Source organism: Nocardia sp. NPDC056564, from assembly GCF_042793755.1.
Classification (GTDB): Bacteria; Actinomycetota; Actinomycetes; order Mycobacteriales; family Mycobacteriaceae; genus Nocardia.
This window is the reverse complement of the sequence record NZ_JBHTUR010000004.1, coordinates 401,919-424,141: the sequence shown is the minus strand read 5'-3', so window position 1 is coordinate 424,141 and position 22,223 is coordinate 401,919. Positions and strand designations below refer to the sequence as shown.

20 protein-coding genes are annotated in these 22,223 nt (G+C 69.0%); 8 read left to right on the top strand and 12 right to left on the bottom strand.

Annotation, left to right across the window (positions count from 1 at the left end):
• The 3 genes from ACFQ9K_RS13320 (at position 1) to ACFQ9K_RS13310 (ending at position 3,224) form a co-directional block, all read left to right on the top strand.
• Complete coding sequence (locus ACFQ9K_RS13320; protein ID WP_378722342.1) at positions 1–1,092, top strand: MCE family protein; 1,092 nt, start codon at positions 1–3, stop codon at positions 1,090–1,092.
• The gene (locus ACFQ9K_RS13315) at positions 1,089–2,261 is read left to right on the top strand and encodes an MlaD family protein (RefSeq protein ID WP_378722341.1); all 1,173 of its coding nucleotides are present in this window, start codon (positions 1,089–1,091) and stop codon (positions 2,259–2,261) included. The genes ACFQ9K_RS13320 and ACFQ9K_RS13315 overlap by 4 nt, the downstream gene beginning before the upstream one ends.
• A 132-nt stretch (positions 2,262–2,393) precedes the next feature.
• The gene (locus ACFQ9K_RS13310) at positions 2,394–3,224 is read left to right on the top strand and encodes a hypothetical protein (protein WP_378722340.1); all 831 of its coding nucleotides are present in this window, start codon (positions 2,394–2,396) and stop codon (positions 3,222–3,224) included.
• Positions 3,225–3,303: 79 nt separating this feature from the next.
• Here ACFQ9K_RS13310 and ACFQ9K_RS13305 read toward each other — a convergent pair whose 3' ends face one another.
• The 8 genes from ACFQ9K_RS13305 to ACFQ9K_RS13270 form a co-directional block, all read right to left on the bottom strand.
• Positions 3,304–3,876: a ribonuclease H gene (locus tag ACFQ9K_RS13305; protein WP_378722339.1), complete on the bottom strand. Its 573-nt coding sequence runs from the start codon at positions 3,874–3,876 to the stop codon at positions 3,304–3,306.
• A 10-nt stretch (positions 3,877–3,886) separates the two neighbouring features.
• Positions 3,887–4,357 carry an SRPBCC family protein gene (locus tag ACFQ9K_RS13300; protein WP_378722338.1) on the bottom strand — a complete coding sequence of 157 codons (471 nt, stop codon included), beginning with the start codon at positions 4,355–4,357 and terminating at the stop codon, positions 3,887–3,889.
• 170 nt (positions 4,358–4,527) lie between these two features.
• Positions 4,528–5,718, bottom strand: a complete 1,191-nt coding sequence (lhgO, locus tag ACFQ9K_RS13295) for an L-2-hydroxyglutarate oxidase (RefSeq protein ID WP_378722337.1) — start codon at positions 5,716–5,718, stop codon at positions 4,528–4,530.
• A 21-nt stretch (positions 5,719–5,739) separates the two neighbouring features.
• Positions 5,740–6,432, bottom strand: a complete 693-nt coding sequence (locus ACFQ9K_RS13290; protein WP_378722336.1) for a hypothetical protein — start codon at positions 6,430–6,432, stop codon at positions 5,740–5,742.
• 374 nt (positions 6,433–6,806) lie between these two features.
• The gene (locus ACFQ9K_RS13285) at positions 6,807–7,598 is read right to left on the bottom strand and encodes a TIGR03084 family metal-binding protein (RefSeq protein ID WP_378726559.1); all 792 of its coding nucleotides are present in this window, start codon (positions 7,596–7,598) and stop codon (positions 6,807–6,809) included.
• A gap of 124 nt (positions 7,599–7,722) precedes the next feature.
• Positions 7,723–9,078 carry a hypothetical protein gene (locus ACFQ9K_RS13280; protein ID WP_378726561.1) on the bottom strand — a complete coding sequence of 452 codons (1,356 nt, stop codon included), beginning with the start codon at positions 9,076–9,078 and terminating at the stop codon, positions 7,723–7,725.
• 131 nt (positions 9,079–9,209) lie between these two features.
• Positions 9,210–10,256 carry a PrsW family intramembrane metalloprotease gene (locus ACFQ9K_RS13275; RefSeq protein WP_378726563.1) on the bottom strand — a complete coding sequence of 349 codons (1,047 nt, stop codon included), beginning with the start codon at positions 10,254–10,256 and terminating at the stop codon, positions 9,210–9,212.
• On the bottom strand, positions 10,253–10,792 hold the full coding sequence (locus ACFQ9K_RS13270; protein WP_378726565.1) for a hypothetical protein: 540 nt from the start codon (positions 10,790–10,792) through the stop codon (positions 10,253–10,255). The genes ACFQ9K_RS13275 and ACFQ9K_RS13270 overlap by 4 nt, the downstream gene beginning before the upstream one ends.
• A 303-nt stretch (positions 10,793–11,095) precedes the next feature.
• Here ACFQ9K_RS13270 and lon point away from each other — a divergent pair, with 303 nt between their 5' ends.
• Together lon and ACFQ9K_RS13260 are read left to right on the top strand one after the other, a co-directional pair.
• Entirely contained in the window at positions 11,096–13,492 is a 2,397-nt protein-coding gene (gene lon / locus ACFQ9K_RS13265) for an endopeptidase La (protein ID WP_378726567.1), read from the top strand.
• A gap of 96 nt (positions 13,493–13,588) precedes the next feature.
• Positions 13,589–15,214, top strand: coding sequence for an FAD-dependent monooxygenase (locus tag ACFQ9K_RS13260; protein ID WP_378714412.1), 1,626 nt, complete (start codon positions 13,589–13,591; stop codon positions 15,212–15,214).
• A gap of 55 nt (positions 15,215–15,269) precedes the next feature.
• On the opposite strand, the gene ACFQ9K_RS13255 is transcribed toward ACFQ9K_RS13260, so the two are convergent.
• Positions 15,270–15,701 carry a PaaI family thioesterase gene (locus ACFQ9K_RS13255; protein ID WP_378714410.1) on the bottom strand — a complete coding sequence of 144 codons (432 nt, stop codon included), beginning with the start codon at positions 15,699–15,701 and terminating at the stop codon, positions 15,270–15,272.
• Positions 15,701–16,255: a TetR/AcrR family transcriptional regulator gene (locus tag ACFQ9K_RS13250; RefSeq protein WP_378714408.1), complete on the bottom strand. Its 555-nt coding sequence runs from the start codon at positions 16,253–16,255 to the stop codon at positions 15,701–15,703. The genes ACFQ9K_RS13255 and ACFQ9K_RS13250 overlap by 1 nt, the downstream gene beginning before the upstream one ends.
• A 162-nt stretch (positions 16,256–16,417) precedes the next feature.
• Between ACFQ9K_RS13250 and ACFQ9K_RS13245 the strand changes: the two genes are divergently transcribed.
• Together ACFQ9K_RS13245 and ACFQ9K_RS13240 are read left to right on the top strand one after the other, a co-directional pair.
• On the top strand, positions 16,418–17,488 hold the full coding sequence (locus ACFQ9K_RS13245; protein WP_378714406.1) for a DNA polymerase IV: 1,071 nt from the start codon (positions 16,418–16,420) through the stop codon (positions 17,486–17,488).
• A 49-nt stretch (positions 17,489–17,537) separates the two neighbouring features.
• Positions 17,538–18,533, top strand: coding sequence for an oxidoreductase (locus ACFQ9K_RS13240; protein ID WP_378714405.1), 996 nt, complete (start codon positions 17,538–17,540; stop codon positions 18,531–18,533).
• A gap of 77 nt (positions 18,534–18,610) precedes the next feature.
• Here the strand turns inward: ACFQ9K_RS13240 and ACFQ9K_RS13235 are convergent, their stop codons facing one another.
• Positions 18,611–20,119: an MFS transporter gene (locus ACFQ9K_RS13235; protein WP_378714404.1), complete on the bottom strand. Its 1,509-nt coding sequence runs from the start codon at positions 20,117–20,119 to the stop codon at positions 18,611–18,613.
• Positions 20,120–20,244: 125 nt separating this feature from the next.
• Here ACFQ9K_RS13235 and ACFQ9K_RS13230 point away from each other — a divergent pair, with 125 nt between their 5' ends.
• On the top strand, positions 20,245–20,964 hold the full coding sequence (locus tag ACFQ9K_RS13230) for a TetR/AcrR family transcriptional regulator C-terminal domain-containing protein (RefSeq protein ID WP_378714402.1): 720 nt from the start codon (positions 20,245–20,247) through the stop codon (positions 20,962–20,964).
• 4 nt (positions 20,965–20,968) lie between these two features.
• Here ACFQ9K_RS13230 and ACFQ9K_RS13225 read toward each other — a convergent pair whose 3' ends face one another.
• Positions 20,969–21,916, bottom strand: coding sequence for a DNA-3-methyladenine glycosylase family protein (locus tag ACFQ9K_RS13225; RefSeq protein ID WP_378714400.1), 948 nt, complete (start codon positions 21,914–21,916; stop codon positions 20,969–20,971).
• Positions 21,917–22,223 lie beyond the last annotated feature (307 nt).

Sequence of the window (22,223 nt, the reverse complement as noted above, 5' to 3'; positions counted from 1 at the left end):
ATGACGATCAAGGCACGCCGCGCGCTGATCGCCGTCGCGGCGGTGGCCGGTGTCGGCATCACCTCGGGCTGCGGACTCACGGTGGAGAAGCTGCCGCTGCCCAAGCCCGGCGTTTCCGGCGAAACCTACACGATCCACGCGGTTTTCGAGAACGCGCTGAACCTGCCGGATCAGGCCAAGGTGAAGATCGGCGGCTCGGATGTCGGGGTGGTCTCCAACATCAAGACCAAGAACTTCCAGGCGGTCGTCGACCTGACCATCAGCAAGGACATCGAGCTGCCCGCGGCAAGCACCGCCGAGCTGCGCCAGGCCACCCCGCTCGGTGACGTGTTCGTCGCCGTGTCCAAGCCGAAGACCGAGCCGGGCGCGGCCATGCTGCACAACGGCGACACCCTCGGCCTGGACAAGACCTCGGCCGGCGCGACCGTCGAGCAGCTGCTGATCTCGATCTCCATGCTGTTCAACGGCGGTGGCGTCGCCGCGCTCAGCAAGCTGACCTCGGAGCTGGACTCCATCGTCGGCGGCCGCGGCGGCCAGCTGTCCCACCTGATCACCGAGATGACCGGCGTGGTCGGCAGTTTGAACGACAACAGCGCGAAGGTCGACGGCGTGCTGAACGAGTTCAGCACGCTGGCCAACACCATCGAGGCCCGCCGCGGCGAGCTCGGCCAGGTGGCCGACACGCTGCCGCAGATGATCGGCGCGATCGCCGAGAACAACCGGGCCATCGGCGATCTGCTGACCAAGGTGTCCACCACCAGCGCCGCGCTCGGCGACTACGCCGACACCTCCGGCCAGCAGCTGGGCAGCCTGCTCGACAACACCCACCAGCTGATGGACGCGCTGGCCAACACCGGCGACAACCTCGGCATCCTGCTCGACCGGCTGAAGGTGATCCGGCCCAAGGTCGATGCCACCTTCCGCGGCAAGAGCTTCGCGGTCTACGCCACCGCGACCAACCTCGACCTCAGCGCGCTGACCGATCCGCAACACGGCGGGTTGCAGGACCTGCGCGACATCCAGGACCTCGCGGGCAGCCTGATCCAGGTCCTGCAGATCGTGCAGGGTCGAGTGCAGGGGGGTCACCGATGATGGCGAAACTGAGGCAGCACAAGCTGGTGCTGTCGAGTATCGGCCTGGTGCTGGTGTTCCTGATCGGTGCGACCTACCTGATGATCAGCATCATGCGGGTCAATCCGCTGAAGTCCAGTTACACCGTCACGGTGAACCTGGACCGCTCGGGCGGCCTGCAGCCGGGCAACGACGTGACGCTGCGCGGCTACCGGGTCGGCAAGGTGACCTCGATCAAGCTGACCGACCGCGGCCAGGCGATCGCCGCGGCGGCGGAGATCGAGAGCAAGTACAAGATCCCGGTCGACACCGCGATCTCGGTGCAGGCGCTCTCCGGCGCGGGCGAGCAGTACATCGACTTCCGCCCGGCCAGCGAGCAGGCCCCGTTCCTCGGTGACGGCGCGGTGATCAAGTACGACGCGGCGAGGATCAAGACCCCGACCCCGATCTGGTCGGTGCTGGACAACTCCAGCGCGCTCATCGCGCAGGTCGATCCGGACAAGTTCGGCGTCATCCTGCGCGAACTGGACACCGCGCTCAGCGGCGGCCCGGATCAGTTGCGCGGCCTGGTGAACGGCATCAGCCTGGCCATGGCCGGCTTCGACAATCTGCTGCCGCAGACCACGAACCTGATCGCCAACCTGCGCACCATCGCCAACACCACGTCCAACGCCCAGCCCGATCTCGGCACCCTGACCCGCAACTCCGGCGCGTTGTTCACCCAGTTCAACAACGCCAACGCCGAGCTGCAGGGCATCCTGGAAAAGGCGCCGGGGCAGCTGAGCAGCCTCGGCGCGGTGCTGGACAAGACCAGCGATCCGATCACCAGCCTGGCCACCAACTTCGCGGCGATGACCAAGGCCGCACAGCTGCGCCTGCCCGCGTTGCGCGCGCTGTTCCCCTCGCTCGCGCTCGGCGCGGACGCGCTGGGTGTGCCCGCGCACGATGGTGAGTTCCACGCGATCATCGACATCTGGCCCCGGCCGTACTGCACGTACAACGTGACGCAGCTACGCAACGAAGTCGTCCAGGACGGCACGATTCGCAAGTGGAACTACTGCGAGAATCCGCCGCCTGGCTCGGAAATCCGGGGTGCGGCCAACGCGCCGCGACCCGATGTGCCGAACAACGGCGCGCACATGCCGCCGGGTGTGGATCCGAACGAGCGGACCCTGCCCCCGGTGCGGTGAGTTGTACCCGGTCCCGCGGCGAAACCGTGGCTCCGGGCATACTCGCCGAGAGAACGCGTACGGTTCGCCCGAGATGCGGGCCCGTCAGTCGATCGGTGCGCCCGCGCGCCGGGAAAGTGCAGGTTTGTATCGATGTCCACCGACGACGCCGAGACCAGCAAAGACGCCGAGACCGCTGAGGACACCACGGTGCCAGAGGGCGGCACGGCGGAGGACGCCGCGACGGCGAAAACAGAACTGCCGAAGGCAGATTCCGAGCCGTCCACGGCCGACAAGGTAGCGACCGAGAAGGTCGGCAAGCCGGCGCCGAAGACCGATCCGGCCAAGGCCGCGGGCAGTTCCGCCGCCGCCTCGGGGCGGTCCACCTCGGTGCCGATCATCGCCGCGTTCGTGGCCGGGGTGCTCGCGGTGGCCGCGATCACCGCCGTGGTGGTGTTCTTCCTGCAAGGTAAGGACCGCGGCGAAAAGCTCGACGCGATCCGGGATTCGACGGCGGCCGGCTGCAGTTTCGGCAAGGACGTCTCGATCTACGACTACACCAAGAACCTCGACGACTACTTCACCAAGGTGAAGTCCGGTGCGAGCGGCGAATTCCTCAAGGAGTTCGACGACGCGACCAAGGCGCTCAAGGACGCCATGGTGCAGGCGCAGGTGAAGTCCTGGGTCGACGACGTGCAGTGTGGTTACCAGTCCGGGGACAAGACCGAAGCCAAGGTGCTGGTCACGCTCACCCAGTACCGGACCAACTTCACCCAGACGACGCCCGAGCGGCAGTTCGTCGTGGTGATCGCGCAGCTGACCAAGTCCGGCGACAAGTGGCTGGTCGAGAAGCTCGATTCGCCGATGCTCAAGGGTGCGGGCACCGGATTGCCCGGTGCGCCGGGCGCTCCCGGTCCCGGTGCCCCCACGCCGGGCGGGCCCGCTCCGGCGACGCCCGCGCCTGCCCCGCAGCCGGGTAACTAGCCGAACGAAGTGCCTCCGGCGGTGGGCCGAGCCACCACCGCCGGAGGTCATTCAGGCAGTCGGTCTTGCTCCGGATGGATCAGAACAGCGTTAATGCCTGCGGCGCCGACGGCGCGGCCGCCTTCCCCGCGGCCTGGTCGATCGGCGCTTCCGGCGCCGCCGGCGTTTCCTCCACAGTCACCGCGGGAATCTCCGCGGTGTTCGCCTCGGCGACGGCCGCTGTCGCGGCAGCCTTCCGAGCCGCCTCACCGGCAAGCGCATCGGCCTGCTCGTTGAAGTAGTTGCCGACATGTCCACGGACCCAACGGAACCGGACGGGGCCGGGCCTGCTGGCGATCGACTTGTCGATCTGCCGGATGAGTTCGACGTTCTTCACGGCGCCCCCGGTCGAGGTGCGCCAGCCGTTGAGCCGCCAGCTGGAGATCCACTCCGACGCGCACTTGATCGCGTAGAGCGAATCGCTTTCGATCAGCAGGGGTTCCGAGCCGGGATGACCGAGAATCGCCTCCAGTACCGCACGTAGCTCCGCCACCTGATTGGTGCCGGACGCCGCTCCGCCGCTCAGCGAGGAGCCCTGATGATTGACCCAAGCCCAGCCGATGGCGCCGCCGGGGTTGCGGAGGCAGGATCCGTCGGTGCTCACGATGATCATGGCTGGCACCCTACGCAATCCGACCGACAAGATCGGTACCGTGGAATTCTTCTATCTCCCTTCGCAATTGGGACTCGGTGCGGCGGAGCGCCGATTTCACGGCGGAATCCACCAAACCGACGCAGAGCCGCCCGGCCAAGCCGCGCGGGGGGCTGTACTCCGCCTCGGACGTCAGCACCGACCGCCCGTATCCGAGCGGATCGAAGCGCAGCGTCAGGGTCCCGGACAAACGCCCACGCAGCGTATACCCGATCACCACGTTGCGCCGATATTCGGTGACCTCGCATGTCATCGTCGGCCGCCAGACCACCAGCCGGGCGGTGGTCGTGAAGGTCGCGCCGAGGCCGGAGTCCAGTTCGCCGGTCGGCTCGAAGTCGGCGACCGCGAACATCCAGTCCGGCACGAACAGATGGTTGTCCGTGTAGGTGAAGGCCACCTCGACCGGTGCCCCGACGTCACTCGCGTACTTGATGTGGCCCATCAGGCCCTCCCTGTTCCACGACTGGCGTTAAAAGTACTACAGCTCTCCTCTTTATTGGAGGGGTTGCGCGGTATTTGGTGTGCGGGTTTTCCACATCGCTACCGGGCGGTTGCTTGGTTGCTCAGGGCCGGTCAGCGACCTATTAAGACCAATCGGTCTGGTTCAACGGCTCAGAGTTGATCGACGATGTGCTCCGCGATCGGCATGGCGGAGGTGGCCGCCGGCGACGGGGCGTTGAGCACGTGCACCGAGCGCGGCGTGCGTTCGATCAGGAAATCGTGCACCAGGGTGCCGTCGCGCAGCACCGCCTGCGCGCGGATGCCCGCCTCCCGTGGCCGGAGGTCGGCCAGGGTCAGCTCGGGACAGTACCGCCGGCACTCGGCCAGGTATCCGCGCTTGAACCACGAATTGCGCAGTTCCCGCAGCCCGGTCCGCACGTTGGCCGCGGCCACCCGGTGCACGCCGGGGAAACCGAGGATCGCCCGCGCGTCCTTCGCGTCGAAACTGCCCTTGGGATAACCCTCCCTGGCCAGTCCGAGCACCGCGTTCGGCCCGACGGTGAGCGTGCCGTCGATGGTCGGGCTCAGGTGCACGCCGAGGAACGGCAGCGTGGGATCGGGGATCGGGTAGATCAGCGTGCGCACCAGCCCGGCTCGTTCCGGCGGCAGCTGGTAATACTCGCCGCGGAACGGGACGATTTGGAAGTCGTTGCGCAGCCCGGCCATTCGGGCCAGCCGATCGGCCTGCAGGCCCGCGCACACCACCAGTGTGCGGGCCGTCCACGAGCCGGCCGGTCCGGTCGCGGTGACCGTGGCGTCGGTCTCGGCGAGTGCGGTGATCTCCGCGCCGAAGACCAGGTCCCCACCCGCCGAACGCACCTCGTCGGCCAGCGCGGCGGTGATCGCGGGGTAGTCGACGATGCCGGTGTCCGGCACGAACAACGCGCCGACGCCGGTGACCCGCGGTTCGCGCCGGCGCAGTTCGGCGGCGTCGAGCAACTCGACCGCGACGCCGTTGCGCACCGAACGCTCGTGCAACGCCAGCATCCTGCTTCGCTCGGCCGCATCGGTGGCGACCAGCAGCTTGCCGCACACCGCATAGGGAATCCCGTGCGCCGCAGCGAATTCCTTGGTCCAGCTCGCGCCGCGGCGGCACAGCCGCGCCTTCAGGCTGTCCGGCGGATAGTAGATGCCCGAGTGGATGACGCCGCTGTTGTGCCCGGTCTGATGGGTGGCCAGCGCGTTCGCCTTTTCCAGCAGCACGAGGGTCGCGCCGGGGTGGCGGTGCAGGATCCGATGGGCCGTCGCCACGCCGACGATGCCACCGCCGATCACGCAGAAGTCGTACGTACTGTTCGGCATAGGAGCACAGTAGGCCGAGATCTACACCGCCACGGCGGGTTCCGGGCCGCGGTGCGGGGCCGCCGGGTCGGTCACGGTCGGCGCGGGCGCGGTGGCCGACACGCTTGTGTCCGGCGCGGGTTTCGGGTTCGGCGCCGGGTGCCGGTCGAGTCGCAGGGCGTGCTCGCCGAGCGACGGATCGGTCAGCATCAGCACCACTTCCCCGGTGCGCGTGTCGAATTCGGTGCGCAACTGGGTGAGGTCGGCGCGCTCGTCCGGCGCGCCGGACGGCTGATGACCGGTCAGCACGGTCAAGGCGTTGGTGCCGACGGTGAGCGCGATCGTGTCGGTGCGCACGGTGCCCACCTGCGCGTCGAGGTAGGCGTCACCGAGACGCAGCTTCCCGCCGACGCTGCCCTGGTGCGACACCACGGTCGAATCAGCGTGCGGAACAACCGCTTTCGGGACCGGAGCAACCGGCTCCCACGGAGTCCGGGCGAACACCACGGGCAGTTCGAAGCTGCCGCCGGTCAGTCGCGTGTCCGTCCAGCCGCGCTCGCTCGTCGATTCCGGCACCGACCGCGCGGGCGGCGCCGCGGCCTCGGCCGGCCGGTTGAGTTCGGCCATCTGACGCACGACGTAGGCGCCCGCGACCACGGTGAGGCTGAGGCTGGTGGCAGCCGCGAGGACGATCGCGGCATGCTTGGCGATCTGGACGTGCTTGCTTCTGCTCACGATGCGTTCCTTCCTGTGCCCCTGCTCCCCTGGCAGCGCGGCCCGCATCGTCGAAAGCCGTACAGTTGTCCAGGTTACGGCGTGGTCCAAGTGGGCATTGCGTCGGGGAGATCAGAATCACAGTCCCGCGCGGGTCCGGCCGACGAACGCCTGCCGAATCCGTGGGGTCGTTTATGTTTCCAGCACCTCATGGGCGGGTAAACATTCCTCTAGCTGGCGAGCGTCATCCTCGACTGCCACATCGAGACACCCGGCCAACGGCGTCCGGCCGACACGAACGGCGCACCCAAGTGTGGCGCTCGCCCGCTCCCGAATCTTTGGATCGGGTCGGGTGGGCGACGGCCGGATGTACGCATCCGGCCGTCGCTGCTTTTTCAGGCGAACTGACCCGCTGTGCGCCCGGATCCCGTCGGTCCCGCGAAAGCCTGTGCCAGGGTGAGCCATTGCGCCGCGTCCGGGCCGGTCGCCTCGATCGCGAGGTCGTCCGGGTGGCGGCGCTGGGTCACCAGCAGGCAGAAATCGACGGCGGGTCCGGTCACCCGCTGTGCGGCGTCCGCGGGACCCCAGGACCAGATCGTGCCGTCGGGTGCGGTGAGTTCTACCCGGAATTCTTCGGCCGGCGGGGGCAATTCGTGCACGGTGTAGGCGAAGTTCCTGGTGCGGACGCCGATGTGGGCCACGGTGCGCAGCCGGGCGGTGGGGGTGCGGGTGACGCCGAGCGTGTCGGCCACGTCCTGGCCGTGCGCCCAGGTCTCCATGATCCGGGCAGTGATCATCGAGGCCGCGCTCATCGGCGGCCCGAACCAGGGCAGCTTGGCGCCCGCGGGCACCGCGCGCAGCGCGTCGGCGAGGGACTTGCGACCCCGGTGCCACCGGTCGAGCAGCTCGGCGGGCGGCGCGGTCGCGGCCTCCTCGGCGGCGTCGTCGACGAAGGTGAAGGCCCTGGGTCCGGCGTCGGTGACCAGCTGCTGGAAGCCCGCGGCATCGGTGGCCGCCACCGTCGCGATCTCGTCGGTCCAGGCCAGGTGGCCGATCTGATGGGCGATGGTCCAGCCGGCCGCGGGGGTCGGCAGCGACCAGTCCGCGGCGGCGAGCGGGGTGACGATGCGTTCCAGATCCGCGCACTCCTCGGCGAAGTCGTCGAGCAGCGCTTCGAGGTCAGCCATGGGTCCCCTGCCGATCAGTCGAACGCACACCACCGCGTGTGCCGTCGCGGTTCAGCATCGCAGCGGCCGGAGAAAAATGCAAGCACGCGTGCTTGTATTTGCGCCCACCCGTTCGGCGGGGCGTTCACCAGCCGAAAATAACCAGGTGCGAGGCGCCGACCGCCAGCCCGAGCACCGCGCCGTGCAGGTAGAGCAGCCACGCGTCCTGCTCGACCGAGGCATAGAACATCTCCATGAACTCCCCCGGCGTCAGCTGCCGCAGCTTGCGCGCCGCGAACACATCGATCGTCTTGGCCTGCTCCAGGATGAATTCCTCGTCCTCGGCCAGACTCGGCGCGAGACCAACAGCGGCCCCGGCCGCGCCGGCCTTGAGGTTGTCGAACTGGCGACGGCCCAGCGCCGCGCGCACGAACGAGGTGGTCGGGCCGAGCTGGCGGTGGATCTCGTCGGAAACCAGCCGTTCCAGCAGCTGCCGGGTCTTGTCCCCGTTGGGCCCGTCCAGCAGTTCCCTGGACAGGTTCGGCAGCGTGAGCACCTGGTAGGCCAGGATGTTCGCGAGATCGGTGGCCGCCTGCGGCTGCCGTTTGGCCAGCAGCGCCTGCTTCCACAGGTACTTGTACCTCGGCTGCGGGTCGCCGGGCTCGAACACCATCTTCACCGCGATCACATTCACGATCACGCCGATCGCCGCCGAGGCGAGCAGCACGATCACCCAGCCCGGCACCCAGCCGAACACCGGAATGTGCTGGTGCACATGCATATACAGCGCGAGCAGCAGCCCGAACGGCGCGCCGAGCAGGCCGATCCGGACCATGAAGCGCAGCTCCGGTGCGGCGATGGTGGTGGTCAGATCCTTGAGAATCCCCGGATTGTCCTGCAGGTACCGGATGACGAAGCTCTTGATATCGATGAGCTGATCGACATTGTCGCCGAGCGACTCGAACGCCCGCCGGGACAGGGCCGGCAGCTCCCGGTCCACCCGCTGGTAGATGATCTGCTTGGCCGCCCTCGGCACCGTGCGCCACAGGTCCGGGTTCTCCCGGTTCATCAGCTCGTCCACCAGCGGCTGCACCTGTTTGCGCGCCAGCACCGCGACGTAGTCCGCGATCCCGTCCAGGTCGAGCTCGTGGATGAAGTCGCGTGGACTGCCGATCCGCATCAGCGCCTTGTCTACGCAGATGCTGGCCATCTTCTCCGCCCGCGCCGGAATGAACCCCTGGAACCCCAGCTGCTGTCCGTCCCCGGAAAACGTCGGCAGCACCTGCACCCGGCGCGGGAAGTACGGGTACAGCAGATACAGCCCCGGGATCCGGAATCCGCGAAATCGCTCCGGCCAGAACAACATCAGCACGCCGGTCCAGTTGGTCAGCCAGCCCGCCAGCGCGCTGAAGATCGGAAACGTCACCAGATCCACCACGAATTTGGACTGACCGGTGAGACCTTCCCAATCGATGAACACGCCGCCGGCGAGCGAACTCATCGATGGATCTCCCTAGGCTGAACCGGCGGAACCGCCGGTATGAGGTATCAAGGCCCCCACATTGTCATTGCGCCGGAGCGAGTGTCAACGCGGCGCGGTACCGGACCGCCGGCGTCGCCGCAGGCAGGCCCTCACGCCGGAATACGAATGCCCGATCCCGCTCCGGTTGCCTGAACCCAGTCGAGCAGAACGCGTTGCCGCCGGATCTGCCCGCGGCGGTGCTGCCGACCGCTCATCCGGTCGGCCTGCCGGGCCCGGCGCCGGCTGCGCCGCGAGATCAGCGTGCTCAGCTCGCCGGCCGGCGCGATCCCACGCGCGACCGCCCAGTCGACGACCGCGCGGAACCATTGCCGTTCGGTCCGCACCACCCAGGTGTAGACGACGGCGAAGATCAGGACGTACAGCACCGTCCTGGCGATGATCGACCCGACCGGGATGTCCGCCGGGCTCGGCGCATCCCAGCCGAAATGCAGTGCGGCGCCGAGTAAATAGAACATCACGAAGACCTGCGCGCGCCGCCCGGCCGGCCAATCCGTGCGCGCCACCGCCAGCACGATGCCGATGCCGGCGAGGGCGGTGAGCATCCAGTGCGAGGTGAGGCCGGTGAGCAGCCGCACGAGGCCGACGACGATCGCGGTCGCCGGATCGTCCTGTGCGGACAGCAATCCGGCGTTCGCCGAGTAGGTGATGTTCTCGACGACCTGGAAGCCGAGCCCGGTGCAACCGCCGAGCAGCAGCCCGTGGACCGGCCGGTTCAGCATCGGACGCGCGAGCCACGCGACCGCGAACACGCCGACCCCCTTGACCGCCTCCTCGACGATCGCCGCGGAAATCGGTGCCTGCCAATCGATCGCGAACGCGTCACCGGCCAGATTCTGGATGATGCGCATGTTGTGGTCGTTGGCGAACATCGCGATCCCCGGCCCGGCCAGCGCACCCCAGAGAAAACCCATCACCAGCGGCGTCCGGATCCGCCGACGCGCGCGCAGCCGATCCAAATGCAGTACCAGCCAACCGAATACGAGCAGCGTCGCGAGGGTGAACGGTAGTCCGACCAGAATGTCGCGCCAGGTCAGCGCGGCGACCGGGGCCAGCTGGAGGATCAGTCCGGCCAGCCCGAGAACCGCGATCAGGCAGTAGGTCCAGAACAGCGCCGACCTCGGCTGAAACCATCTCATCGGCGCACCGCCAGCGTCTCCAGCACCGGCGTCAGCTCGGGGAACGTGGCGTCGTCACCGATCAGCGCCAGCGTGACCGCCAGTTTCTCGTTGCCCACGATCGCGCACACCCCCGCGCGATCCGTGCCACGGCAGGTCCGCCCGCTGAACCCGTTCGGCGTCCGGATCTCCCCGTCGAACTCCGCGTCGAACCCCTGCGCACCGAGCACCTTCAGCCGCCACGCTGCCGCATCGTCGAAGTCGGTGACCCCGCCGATCACACTGACCGCAAGCCGCGACCCATCCGGCGCGACCAGCACCGCCGTCGTCTGATCCCCCGTAGGCCTGCGCTGCCAGCCATCGACCCCACCGAAACTCACCGTGTCGGGCTCCTCCCCCGGCGCGGTCACCTCGACCCGCGTGCCCGGCGCTACCGCCACCTCCCGGGTCGGCACCAGCGCGACCAGCACCGCCGGGACCACGACCAACGCCGCGATCACCCCGAGCACCAGCCCGGCCGCTTTCCAGTCGTGCCCGGTGCGGGACGGCCGACTCATACCGATTCTCCCCTCGGCGATCTACCTGCGAACTACCGAGAAACCACCACCGACCAGCGGCGCAGCCACCCCAACGATATGCCGACCATCCTCGTTTACCTCGGAACACGCCCATCGCCCGTCCCGGTAGCCCGCCCGCTACCTACCTCCAGCCGCGGCCACCATGCCGAAGCCGGGTCGCAATTCTTCGCCCACAGCGAACGTGGGGCGGTAGCCGGAACAAACAGAGATGGGGTGGGGTTGAGTTGGTATCGCTCAACTTTTGGAAGGGTCGAACACGTGACTACACCACAGAACCTGCCGGTGCTGTTCCTGACCGATCCGATCGTGCTGCCGGGCATGGTCGTGCCCATCGAACTGGACGAATCGGCGCAGGCTGCCATCGACGCCGCGCGCGCGGCCAAGACCGACGCGGTGCTGCTGGCGCCGCGGCTGACCGAGGGCTACGCCTCCTACGGCGTGGTCGCCACCATCGAACAGGTCGGCCGGATGCGCGGCGGCGCCCCGGCGGCGGTGCTGAAGGCCGAGCGGCGCGCCAAGATCGGGCACGGGGTGACCGGGCCGGGAGCCGCGCTGTGGGTCGAGGCCGAGCCGGTCGAGATCCCGACGCCGGACGGCCGGACGAAGGAACTGGCCGCCGAATACAAGAAGCTGGTCGTGTCGGCGTTGCAGCGCCGCGAGGCCTGGCAGATCATCGACGCGGTCAATCAGCTGACCGACCCGTCGGCCATCGCCGACACCGCGGGCTACGCGCCCTACCTGACCGACGAGCAGAAGCGCGAACTGCTGGAGACCCCCGACGTCGTCCAGCGGCTGAACCGGCTGATCGAGTGGACCAAGGACCACATCGCCGAGGCCGAGGTCACCGAGAAGATCAGTGACGACGTCCGCGAGGGCCTGGAGAAGAGCCAGCGCGAGTTCCTGCTGCGCCAGCAGCTCAACGCCATCCGCAAGGAGCTCGGCGAGGACGAGCCGGACGGCGCGGACGACTACCGCACCCGGGTCGAACAGGCCGACCTGCCCGACAACGTGCGCGCCGAGGCGCTGCGCGAGGTCGGCAGGCTGGAGCGGGCCAGCGATCAGAGCCCGGAAACCGGGTGGATCCGCACCTGGCTGGACACCGTGCTCGAGCTGCCCTGGACGGTGAAAACCGAGGACAGCACCGACGTCTCGGCCGCCCGCGCGGTGCTGGACGCCGACCACCACGGCCTGGACGAGGTCAAGGACCGGATGGTCGAGTATCTGGCGGTGCGTTCCCGGCGGGCCTCGCGTGGGCTCGAGGTCGTCGGCGGCCGCGGTTCCGGCGCGGTGCTCGCGCTGGTCGGTCCGCCCGGTGTCGGCAAGACCTCGCTGGGTGAATCCGTGGCCCGTGCCATGGGCCGCAAGTTCGTCCGGGTCGCCCTCGGCGGCGTGCGCGACGAGGCGGAGATCCGCGGGCATCGGCGCACCTACGTGGGTGCGCTGCCCGGCCGCATCGTCCGCGCGATCAAGGAGGCGGGTTCGCTGAATCCCGTTGTCCTGCTGGACGAGATCGACAAGGTCGGCTCGGACTTCCGCGGTGACCCTGCGGCCGCGCTGCTCGAGGTGCTGGATCCGGCGCAGAACCACACGTTCCGCGATCATTACCTGGATCTGGACCTCGACCTGTCCGACGTGCTGTTCATCGCGACCGCCAATGTCATGGACACCATCCCCGGCCCGCTGCTGGACCGGATGGAGCTGATCACCGTCGACGGCTACACCGAGGACGACAAGGTCGGCATCGCCCGCGACTTCCTGGTGCCCCGGCAGCTGGAGCGCAACGCGCTGACCGCCGACGAGGTGACCATCACCGACGCGGCCCTGCGCGAGATCGCCGCCAACTACACCAGGGAAGCCGGCGTGCGGCAGATGGAGCGCCTGATCGCGAAGGCGTTACGCAAGGCCGCGACTCGCCTATCCGAGACCGGAACCGGCTCGGCGGCAACCGATCTCGGCTACGACGCCGAGCTGGGTTACGACGCGCTGGCGAAATCCGAAGCCGGTGAACAGCAGTCGCTGATCATCGACCTCGGTGAGCTGAAGGACTACCTGGGGCGTCCCCGCTTCACCCCCGACTCGGTGGAACGCACCGCGGTCCCCGGTGTGGCGACCGGACTGGCGGTCACCGGCCTCGGCGGCGACGTCCTCTACATCGAGGCGAACGTCGCGGAGGGCGAGCGCTCGCTGACCCTGACCGGTCAGCTCGGCGACGTGATGAAGGAGTCCGCGCAGATCGCGCTGACCTACGTGCGCTCGCACCTGGAGGAGATCGGCATCGAACCGTCGGTGCTGGATCGCAACATCCACGTGCACTTCCCGGCGGGCGCGGTCCCGAAGGACGGACCGTCGGCGGGCGTCACCATGGTCACCGCGCTGGTGTCGCTGGCCCTGGGCAGGCAGGTGCGCGCGGACGTGGGCATGACCGGCGAGGTCACGCTGAACGGACGGGTGCTGCCGATCGGCGGCGTCAAGCAGAAGCTGCTCGCCGCCCAGCGGGCCGGCCTGAAGACGGTGTTCATCCCGGCCCGCAACGAGCCGGACCTGGACGACGTCCCCGCCGAAGTGCTTGCCGCACTGGATGTCCGCCCCGTCGGTGACGTGGCCGACATTCTGGCCTACGCCATCGAGCCGGTCGCGGAACCGGCCCTGGACGGACGGACCTTCGCGGCCACCGCCTGACCCGGGCGAACGGGCCGGGCACCGCAGGGTGCCCGGCCCGTTGTCGTGTAATCGGCACGCAAGGGCGGTGCAAGCGGCCGGGCACACCATCGGTGCATGACTTCGACGCAACGAGTGCCCGTGCTCATTGTCGGCGGCGGCCTGGTCGGTCTGTCCGCGGCGCTCTTCCTCGAGTATCACGGGGTGCCGTTCGTGCTCGTGGAGAAGCGGACGGGTACGTCGGTGCTGCCGCGCTCACGTGGTGTGCACAGCCGGACGGTCGAACTGTTCCGGCAGATCGGCATCGACAAGCGGGTGCAGCAGGCGGCGGCGACCGCATTGAAGGCGGGCCAGTTCGGCGGCGCGCGCCGCGGTGCCACGCTGACCACCTCCGAGCAGCTCGATCTCGGCAACTTGATGCAGAGCCTGGCGAATCGCGAGCCGAGCCCGTCCGGCTTCTGCTTCCTGCCGCAGGTGCAACTCGAGCCGCTGCTGGCCGACCTGGCCCGCGAGCGCGGCGGTGACCTGCGATTCGGGGTGGAGCTGACCGAGTTCGCCCCGGACCGGAACGGCGTCACCGCGACGGTGCGGGATCCGGCGGGTGACGTCTCGATCATTCGGGCGGATTACCTGATCGCGGCCGACGGCGCGGGCAGCCCGATCCGGCGCGAGCTCGGGATCACCGGCTGGGCGCTGCCGCCGACCCACCACTACATCAATGTCTTCGTGCGGACCGACCTCACCGAGGTGCTCGACGGCCGCACCTTCAGTCAGTGCGAGATCGTCAACGACCAGGTGCGCGGCCTGGTGCTGACCAAGAACAACACCGACGAGTGGTCGTTGCACTTCGAATACGATGCCGCGCGCGAAGGTCTCGCCGACTACCCCGTCGAACGCTGTGTAGACCTGACCCGCGCCGCGATCGGCGTGCCCGATCTCGAGGTCGAGGTGCTGGCGAAGTCCACCTGGGACACCGGCGTTTTCGTCGCCGACGAATACCGCCGCGGCCGCATCTTCCTGGTCGGCGACGCCGCGCACCGGCACGCGCCGTGGGGTGGTTACGGCGCCAACACCGGAATCGCGGACGCGCACAACCTGATCTGGAAACTGGCCTCGGTGCTGTCCGGCACGGCCGGTCCGGCGCTGCTCGACAGCTACCAGCCCGAGCGCAAGCCGCGCGCGATCGTCGCCGCCGAACAGGCTCGGCTCGGGACCGATTTCGCCACCCGCTACGGCGTCGAAACACCGGACAACGCAGCGGATCTCGCCCGGCAACTGGCCAATGACACGGTCATGACCCGCTACCGGTACACCTCCACCGCACTGCTCGGCGGCAGCAGCACCGGCACACCGCATGTCGACGAGCTGACCGGCCAGGTCGGCACCAGGGTTCCGCACGTGTGGATCGATCGGTCACAGCAGATCTCGACCCTCGACCTCAACGGCCCCGGCTTCGCCTTGCTGGTCACGGGCACGTCGGCCGCGTGGCGCGACGCGGTCGCCGAAGCGCAGTGGGAGACCGGGATCGACATCATCGTGCACGCCTTGCCGATGGCCGAATGGGCGACGCGCACCGGCCTGCCCGAGGGCGGCGCACTGCTGGTCCGCCCGGACGGGATCGTCGCGGGCCGCTCCGACGTGGACCTCGCTGCGCATACGCTCACCGCGGCATTGCGCCACCTTGTGGGTGAGTCCGCTTGCGGCGCAGACATGCTCGAAGAGCCGACGGCCGCCGCGTGGTAGGCGAAACCGGGCCGGACGAACTCGCCGGCTCCGGGACCGCGAGGCGGACAACCGATCACGCGTGCCCGGCCAGCTCCCGCTCGACGCTGCGCGCCGTCCCCTGCGCCACCGCGCACAGTGCGGTCTCGCCGCCGGCATCCTCGGTATAGATCTCGCAGCGCACCACGGCCTGTCGCCGGGTGGCGCCGGTGACGGTGGCCACGGCCCGCAGCCGAATCCCCTTGGCGGGGCGCAGATAGGTGATGGTGAAGCCGCCGGTCAGCACGTTCGCGCCGAGTGCGGTGCCGGCGGCGAAGGTGAGCGCGTTGTCGGCGGCGTAGGACAGCACGCCGCCGTGCACAAAGCCGAATTGCTGGCCCAGTTCGGGCCGAATGGGAATCACCAGGGTGACTGTGCCGTCGCCGAATTCGGCTATCTCGGTGCCGACCAACCTGGCGAAGGGCTGGGCGGCGAGGACCTGCTTGGCGAGGTCGATATCGATGGTCATCAGCTTGTCCTCAGGGTCAGCCACGCCGCGTCGGCGAGTTCGTCCGCGATGTCGGTCGGCGCGGCGACCAGGTCGCCGTCCAACCACTGTCGTGCGTATTCCTGCGCCGGTCCGAGCCACAGCGCGTAGACGAGGTCGAGCGAAAGATCGCGCACCGCACCGTATCCGGCGTGCGTGCGCCACCAGCGGGTGACGTTGCGCAGGAACTCGCGGTTGCTGTCGCTCTCCCGCACCCCCGGCGGCCGCGTGGACAGCAAAACCTTTGCCCGGTACTGATTCTCGGCGACCCAGCGCAGGTGTTCGCGCACCCCGGCCGTGACCCCCGCTCGCGCGTCGGCACTGTCGCCGACCGCGGACCAGAAGTGCCGCTGGTAGTCGACCAGCGCGTTCGCCCATACCTGCCGATACAGATCGGCCTTGTCCGGAAAGTGGTGATAGAGCGCGCCGACGCTGGCCCCGGCCGCCTCGCGGATCTGGGCCAGCGTCGCGTCCAGCGCGCCCCGTTCCGCGAACTGCCGCTCGGCCGCCAGCAGCAACCGATCTCGAATCTTCACAACCAGAATTTAGTTCTGTATCGGGGACGGGGCAATAGCCTCGCACGACTCGATCCGGCCAGACCGCGGCGCACCAACCAAGTGCCGGCCGCAGGCGCTCGTCGTCGGCCGATCAGGGCCGACTTCCCGCCTCCTGTCACACCGGTGCGGTAAGACGGTGATATGGCCAGGTGGCTGTTGCATGTCGATCTCGATCAGTTCCAGGCGGCGGTGGAGTTCCGCCGCCATCCGGAGCTGCGCGGCCTGCCGGTCATCGTCGGCGGCAACGGCGACCCGGCCGAGCCGCGCAAGGTCGTCACCTGCGCGTCCTATCCGGCCCGCGCGTTCGGCGTCCGGGCCGGGATGGCACTGCGCAGCGCGCAGCGCAAATGCCCGGAAGGTGTGTTCCTGCCCCTGGACATGGTCAGTTACGAGGAGGCCTCGGACGAGGTCATGTCGCTGCTGCGCACCTTCCCCGGCCGGGTGGAGGTGTGGGGCTGGGACGAGGCCTTCCTCGCCGCCGACACCGACGACCCGGAAGCCCTCGCCGCCGAAATCCGCTCCGCGATAGCGCGATTGGAACTGTCCTGCTCGATCGGCATCGGCGACAACAAGCTCACCGCCAAACTCGCCACCGGCCTCGCCAAATCGACCGGCAAGTCCGACGCCGGACCTGCGGACGACGTGGGCGCGGCCGCCGGCGTCTTCCGCCTCACCGCCGCGAACTGGACCGAGGTGATGGCCCACCGGCCGACCAATGCCCTGTGGGGCATCGGCAGCCGGATCGCCACCCGGCTCGCCGACCTCGGCATCAGCACCGTCGCCGACCTGATGGCCGCGGACCGGCAGCGCCTCGCCGCCGAATTCGGCCCGAACACCGGCCCCTACCTCTGGGTCCTCGGCCACGGCAAGGGCGACACCGATGTCACCACCGAGCCGCGAGTCCCGCTGGGCCGCAGCAAATCCGAGACCTTCCCGCACGACCTCACCGACCCCGCCGAGATCCGTGCCCAGGTGGCCCGCCTGGCCACCGAGGTGGCCGAGGAAATGGCCGAGGCGGGCCGGGTCGGCACCAGGGTGTCGGTCACCGTCCGGACCAACACCTTCTACACCCGCAGCAAACAGGAGAAACTGCCCGCGCCGACCATCGACCCGGCCGAGATCACCGAGGCCGCGCTGCGCATCATCGACCGGTTCACCCTCGACCGTCCCATCCGCCTGCTCGGCGTCCGCCTCGAACTGGTCCCGGAGTAGAGCTCCCGAGAGCTGCGCGGTCTGGGACAGACGCTCGTATGCTCGTCGCATGGAGTTCTGGGCGATGGTGGCGCATGAATCGGACAGCGGGATCGTTCTGACCAAGCAGGAGGTCGGGGACGATTTCCTCGGGCCTGGCGAGGTGACCATCAAGGTGCACTTCTCCAGCGCGAACTACAAGGACGGGCTGGCCATCACCCCCGGCGGCGGGGTGGTGCGCAAGTACCCGATCGTGCCGGGCATCGACCTCACCGGCGAGGTGGTCGCCTCCGAGGACGACGACTTCACCCCCGGTGACCTGGTGGTCGCGCACGGCTACGACATCGGCGTCTCGCACAACGGCGGGTTCGCCGAGTACGCCAGGGTGCCCGCCGACTGGGTGGTGAAGCTGGACGGCCTGAGCCCCAGGGACGCCGCCGCGCTCGGCACCGCGGGCTTCACCGCCGCCCTGAGCGTGCAGTCGCTGCTCGATCGCGGCATCACCCCGGAGACGGGCGCGGTGCTGGTCACCGGCGCGACCGGCGGCGTGGGCAGCGTGAGCATCGACATCCTGTCCGGCCTCGGGTTCGAGATCGTCGCCTCCACCGGCAAGACCGACGCGAGCGATCTGCTCGGTGAAATCGGCGCCAACGAGGTCATCGGCCGGCTGCCCGAGGACCCCGACGCCAAGCCGCGGCCGTTGAACAAGGCTCGCTGGGCGGCCGCGGTCGACAGTGTCGGCGGCAAGTCGCTCGCCTATATCCTCAGCGCCATCGGCTACGGCGGCGCGGTCGCGGTCAGCGGCCTGACCGGCGGTTCCGGCCTGCCGACCACCGTGTTGCCGTTCATCCTGCGCGGGGTGGACCTGCTCGGCATCGATTCGGTGTTCGTGCCGATCGAGAAGCGCCGCGAGCTGTGGACCCGGCTGGCCAACGAGCTGCGGCCGCAACACCTTTCGGCGCTCACCCAGTTCGCGCCGATCACCGATGCGGAGAAGGTGCTGCATTCCATCCAGGGCGGCACCCACACCGGGCGCACCGTCTTCACCGTCCTGGGCGAATTCTGAACGGGCAGAACTAGTTCCACATACCGGAAGACCGGCCCGAAGCGCACGATGGGGCCGGTCTCGCGGTGTTCGTGGTGCTACTCGGCGAGTGCGGGCTCGACCGCGGCGGCCGTTGCGGTCTTGGCGTTGCGCATGACGAACAGGGCGACGATCGCCCCGGCCAGGATGCCCGCGCCGCCGGCGACGAAGCTGACCGACATGGCGTGGGTGAACGCGTCCCGCGCGGTGCCGAGCAGGGCGTTGTCGCCGGTCTGCGCCGCCGCGGCCAGCGCGTCGCCGATCGAATGCCGGGCCGCCGCCGGGGCCGAGTCCGGCATGCCGCTGGTGAAGGCGCTGGACAGGATGCTGCCGAGCACCGCGATGCCGAGGGCGGCACCGGCCTGCTGGATGGTGTCGTTCAGTGCGGACCCGACGCCGGCCTGCTCCGGCGGCACCGCCCCCATCAGCGCGGCGATGGCGGCAGGCTGCGCGAGCCCGGCCCCGGCGCCGAGCACGACCAGGGCGCCGGCCAGCACCCCGAACCCGCTGTCCGCGGACAGCCCGGCCAGCAGCCCGAGCCCGACCGTGGAGACGAGCATGCCGGTCACGGCCAGCGTGCGGTTGCCGACCCTGCCGCCCAGACCGGCTCCGAGCCCGTTGAACACGATGGACGCGGCCATCATCGGAATGAACGCCAGCCCCGCCTCGGTCGGTGAGTAGCCGAGCACGAATTGCAGATACTGGGTGAGCACCAGCAGCAGACCGCCATTGGCCACCTGAACCAGCGTCAGCGAGAGGCTGCCGCCGGCGAAGTCGCGGTTGCGGAACAACTCCAGCGGCACCATCGGATGCTCGACCCGCTTCTCCCACCCGAGGAATGCCACCAGACTGATGAGGGCGACGACGAGCGTGCCCACCGTCGACGCGTGATCGAAACCGCCCTTGGGGAATTCGATGATGGTCCACACCAGCGCGGTCATCCCGACCATGGAGAGCACCGCGCCGGGCACATCCGGCTCGGTCCACGGCCCTTTGGATTCCGGCATCAGCACCAGCGCCGCGATGATCGCGACCGCGGCGACCGGGATGTTGATCAAAAACGCGGCGCCCCACCAGAAGTGCGCGATCAGCACGCCACCGAGCACCGGCCCGCCGACCAGGCCGAGCACCGAGGCGGCGCTCCAGAAGCTCATCGCCTTGCGCCGCTCCTCGGCGTCGAACACGGTGATCAGGATCGACAGCGTGCTCGGCAGCACCAGCGCGCCGCCGATGCCCATCACGGTGCGGGCCACGATCAGCTCGACCGGACTCGACGCCAGGGTGGCCCCGAGTGAGGCGACCCCGAACAGGGCGAGGCCGACGAGCATCACCCGGCGCCTGCCGAACCGGTCGGCCAGGCTGCCCGAGGTGAGCAGCAGGCCCGCGAAGACCAAGATGTAGGAGTCCAGGATCCACTGGATGTCCTGGGCGCTCGCGTGCAGATCCGCGGCCAGCGCAGGCACCGCGACGGCCAGCACGAAATTGTCGATGACCAGGACCAGCGTGCTGAGGCACAGCACGATCAGAATCCACCAGCGTTTCGGGTTGCGGGTGTCCATCGCGTCCATCGGTAACTCTCTTCTCACGGCGTGCGTACAACGTTCTGTGGTTGCGAACAATGTACGCACTGATATCGGACGTTCGCAAGTGCGAACATCGTGCGCTACTGTGGTGGCAATCGAAGGGAGTCGACGTGGCCGTCGAAAAGCAGCAGGTCGGATCGGTATGGACGCGTCCGCGCAAAGGCAGGGAGCAGCCCGCGCTGACCAGGGAGCAGATCGTCGCCGAGGCGGTCGCCCTGCTGGACGCGGAGGGCATGGAGGCGCTCACCATGCGCCAGCTCGGTGCCCGGCTCAATGCCGGCGCCACCTCCCTCTACCGGCACGTGGCCAACCGCGACGAGCTCATCGAGCTGGTCGTCGACGAGGTCTACGGCGAGATCCGGGTGCCGGCGATCACCGACCCGGCGGCCTGGCGCTCGGCCACCGCGGACTGCGCGGACAGCCTGCGCGCGATGATCCTGCGGCACCCGTGGATGGCCTCGACCCTCGGCCAGGTCGGTTTGTCCTACCTGGGCCCGAACGTCATGCGCCTCAACGACGGCCTGGTGGGACTGTTCGAGGCCGGCGGCTTTCCGGCGGCGGAGACGGGCGACGCGATCAGCGCCGTCATGAGCTACGTGGTCGGGATGGGTATCGCCGAAGCCGCCTGGCTGGCGATCCTCGCCCGCTCCGGGCAGACCGAGCAGGAGTTCGTCGCGCAGCTGCGGCCCGCCGCCGAGGAGGCCGCGAAGGATTACCCCCGATTCCAGCAGGACGCGGACTGGGATTCCGACCCGGTCGAGCGGCGCGACCGGAAGTTCCGCTACGGCCTGGACCGCGTGCTGGACGGGCTCGGCGCTCGCCTGGGCTGAGGCGTCAGTGCCAGGTGTGGTCGGTGATCGGGGTGCGCGGGCCGAACTTCGGCTTGAACGCCTGCCCGCTGACCTCGAGCAGCCGCACCGCCCGATAGCGGTGCGGCCGAAGCGGTTCCAGGTATTCGACCATCGTGTCGTCGTCGATCGGGTGGCCGAGCAGGGTCCAGCCGATCATCGGCGCGAGGTTGTAGTCGCCGACCGACAGCGCGTCCGCGTCGCCGAACGCGCGCTGCGCCGTCTCGGCGGCGGTCCACACGCTGATCCCCGGGATCGACCGGAGCCTGCGCGCGGCCTCGGCGGGGTCGACGCCCGCCGCGCGTTCCAGTGAGCTCGCCACCCTGGCCGCCCGCACGATCGTCTGCGCCCGCTGCGGGGTCACATTGGCCCGATGGAAGGCCCAGGACGGCACCCGCCGCCAGGTGTCGGCCTCCGGTGGCAGCCGCAGGCTCGCCGGGGCCGGTCCCGGCGCGGGATCGCCGAACTGCCGCACCAGCTTTCGCCAGGAATCGCGGGCCGAGATGTTGTGCACCTTCTGCTCCATGATCGCCGGGACCAGCGCCTCGAAGACCAGGCCGGTGCGCAGCATGCGCAATCCGGGGAAGCGGCGATGCGCCTCGATGAGCTTCGGGTGATCCGGGACGAAGCCGTGCACGTCCTCGTCCAGGCACAGCATGTGGTCGAGCCCGTCGAGGAATTCCTCGGCGCCCTGGCCCCAGGCCTTGGCCTGCACCGCGGCCGGTCCGGCCTGGGTGAGCCGGTAGGTGACCGGACCCGAGGACATGCGGGAGGCGTGCCAGTGCGCGCCGTCGCGGGTGGTGTGATGGCACGGATCGCCGGCGCCGCGGCGCAGCGGGGCGATGGTGGCGGCCAGGTCGATCGGGCGGTCGGACGTCACGGTCCTGGCCAGACCGGTGGGGTCGCCTACCGGTTCGGCCATCGCGTTACGCATCGGTCCATTCTGCCCGATGCCGTGTCCCGGAATGTGGGTCAGGCCACGCTCGCGCGAGAAACTGCTCGCGCCCAACGCAATTCGGCGCTATTCGATACCGGATATGCATGATCGCAGGTCTTCGGTATTTTGTAACGCGAAGAATGGATGTGGCGATATTCGTTCCGATCGGCAAACAGCTGGCAGTCGCCACATGGAGGTATCGAATGATCACCAACTTGCTCAACTGGTTGCTCAACGCCTGGGGCGGTGTTTCCGCAGGCAGTTCGGGTTATCAGATTCCGCCCGGCACCCTGCCGTTCGGCAG

What these genes read in the sequence shown, in the direction of transcription:
- ACFQ9K_RS13320 (WP_378722342.1), top strand. Translation starts at nt 1, where the DNA reads ATGACGATCAAGGCACGCCGCGCGCTGATCGCCGTCGCGGCGGTGGCC.
- ACFQ9K_RS13315 (WP_378722341.1), top strand. Translation starts at nt 1,089, where the DNA reads ATGATGGCGAAACTGAGGCAGCACAAGCTGGTGCTGTCGAGTATCGGC.
- ACFQ9K_RS13310 (WP_378722340.1), top strand. Translation starts at nt 2,394, where the DNA reads ATGTCCACCGACGACGCCGAGACCAGCAAAGACGCCGAGACCGCTGAG.
- ACFQ9K_RS13305 (WP_378722339.1), bottom strand. Translation starts at nt 3,876, where the DNA reads ATGATCATCGTGAGCACCGACGGATCCTGCCTCCGCAACCCCGGCGGC.
- ACFQ9K_RS13300 (WP_378722338.1), bottom strand. Translation starts at nt 4,357, where the DNA reads ATGGGCCACATCAAGTACGCGAGTGACGTCGGGGCACCGGTCGAGGTG.
- lhgO (WP_378722337.1), bottom strand. Translation starts at nt 5,718, where the DNA reads ATGCCGAACAGTACGTACGACTTCTGCGTGATCGGCGGTGGCATCGTC.
- ACFQ9K_RS13285 (WP_378726559.1), bottom strand. Translation starts at nt 7,598, where the DNA reads ATGGCTGACCTCGAAGCGCTGCTCGACGACTTCGCCGAGGAGTGCGCG.
- ACFQ9K_RS13280 (WP_378726561.1), bottom strand. Translation starts at nt 9,078, where the DNA reads ATGAGTTCGCTCGCCGGCGGCGTGTTCATCGATTGGGAAGGTCTCACC.
- ACFQ9K_RS13275 (WP_378726563.1), bottom strand. Translation starts at nt 10,256, where the DNA reads ATGAGATGGTTTCAGCCGAGGTCGGCGCTGTTCTGGACCTACTGCCTG.
- ACFQ9K_RS13270 (WP_378726565.1), bottom strand. Translation starts at nt 10,792, where the DNA reads ATGAGTCGGCCGTCCCGCACCGGGCACGACTGGAAAGCGGCCGGGCTG.
- ACFQ9K_RS13260 (WP_378714412.1), top strand. Translation starts at nt 13,589, where the DNA reads ATGACTTCGACGCAACGAGTGCCCGTGCTCATTGTCGGCGGCGGCCTG.
- ACFQ9K_RS13255 (WP_378714410.1), bottom strand. Translation starts at nt 15,701, where the DNA reads ATGACCATCGATATCGACCTCGCCAAGCAGGTCCTCGCCGCCCAGCCC.
- ACFQ9K_RS13245 (WP_378714406.1), top strand. Translation starts at nt 16,418, where the DNA reads ATGGCCAGGTGGCTGTTGCATGTCGATCTCGATCAGTTCCAGGCGGCG.
- ACFQ9K_RS13240 (WP_378714405.1), top strand. Translation starts at nt 17,538, where the DNA reads ATGGAGTTCTGGGCGATGGTGGCGCATGAATCGGACAGCGGGATCGTT.
- ACFQ9K_RS13235 (WP_378714404.1), bottom strand. Translation starts at nt 20,119, where the DNA reads ATGGACGCGATGGACACCCGCAACCCGAAACGCTGGTGGATTCTGATC.
- ACFQ9K_RS13225 (WP_378714400.1), bottom strand. Translation starts at nt 21,916, where the DNA reads ATGCGTAACGCGATGGCCGAACCGGTAGGCGACCCCACCGGTCTGGCC.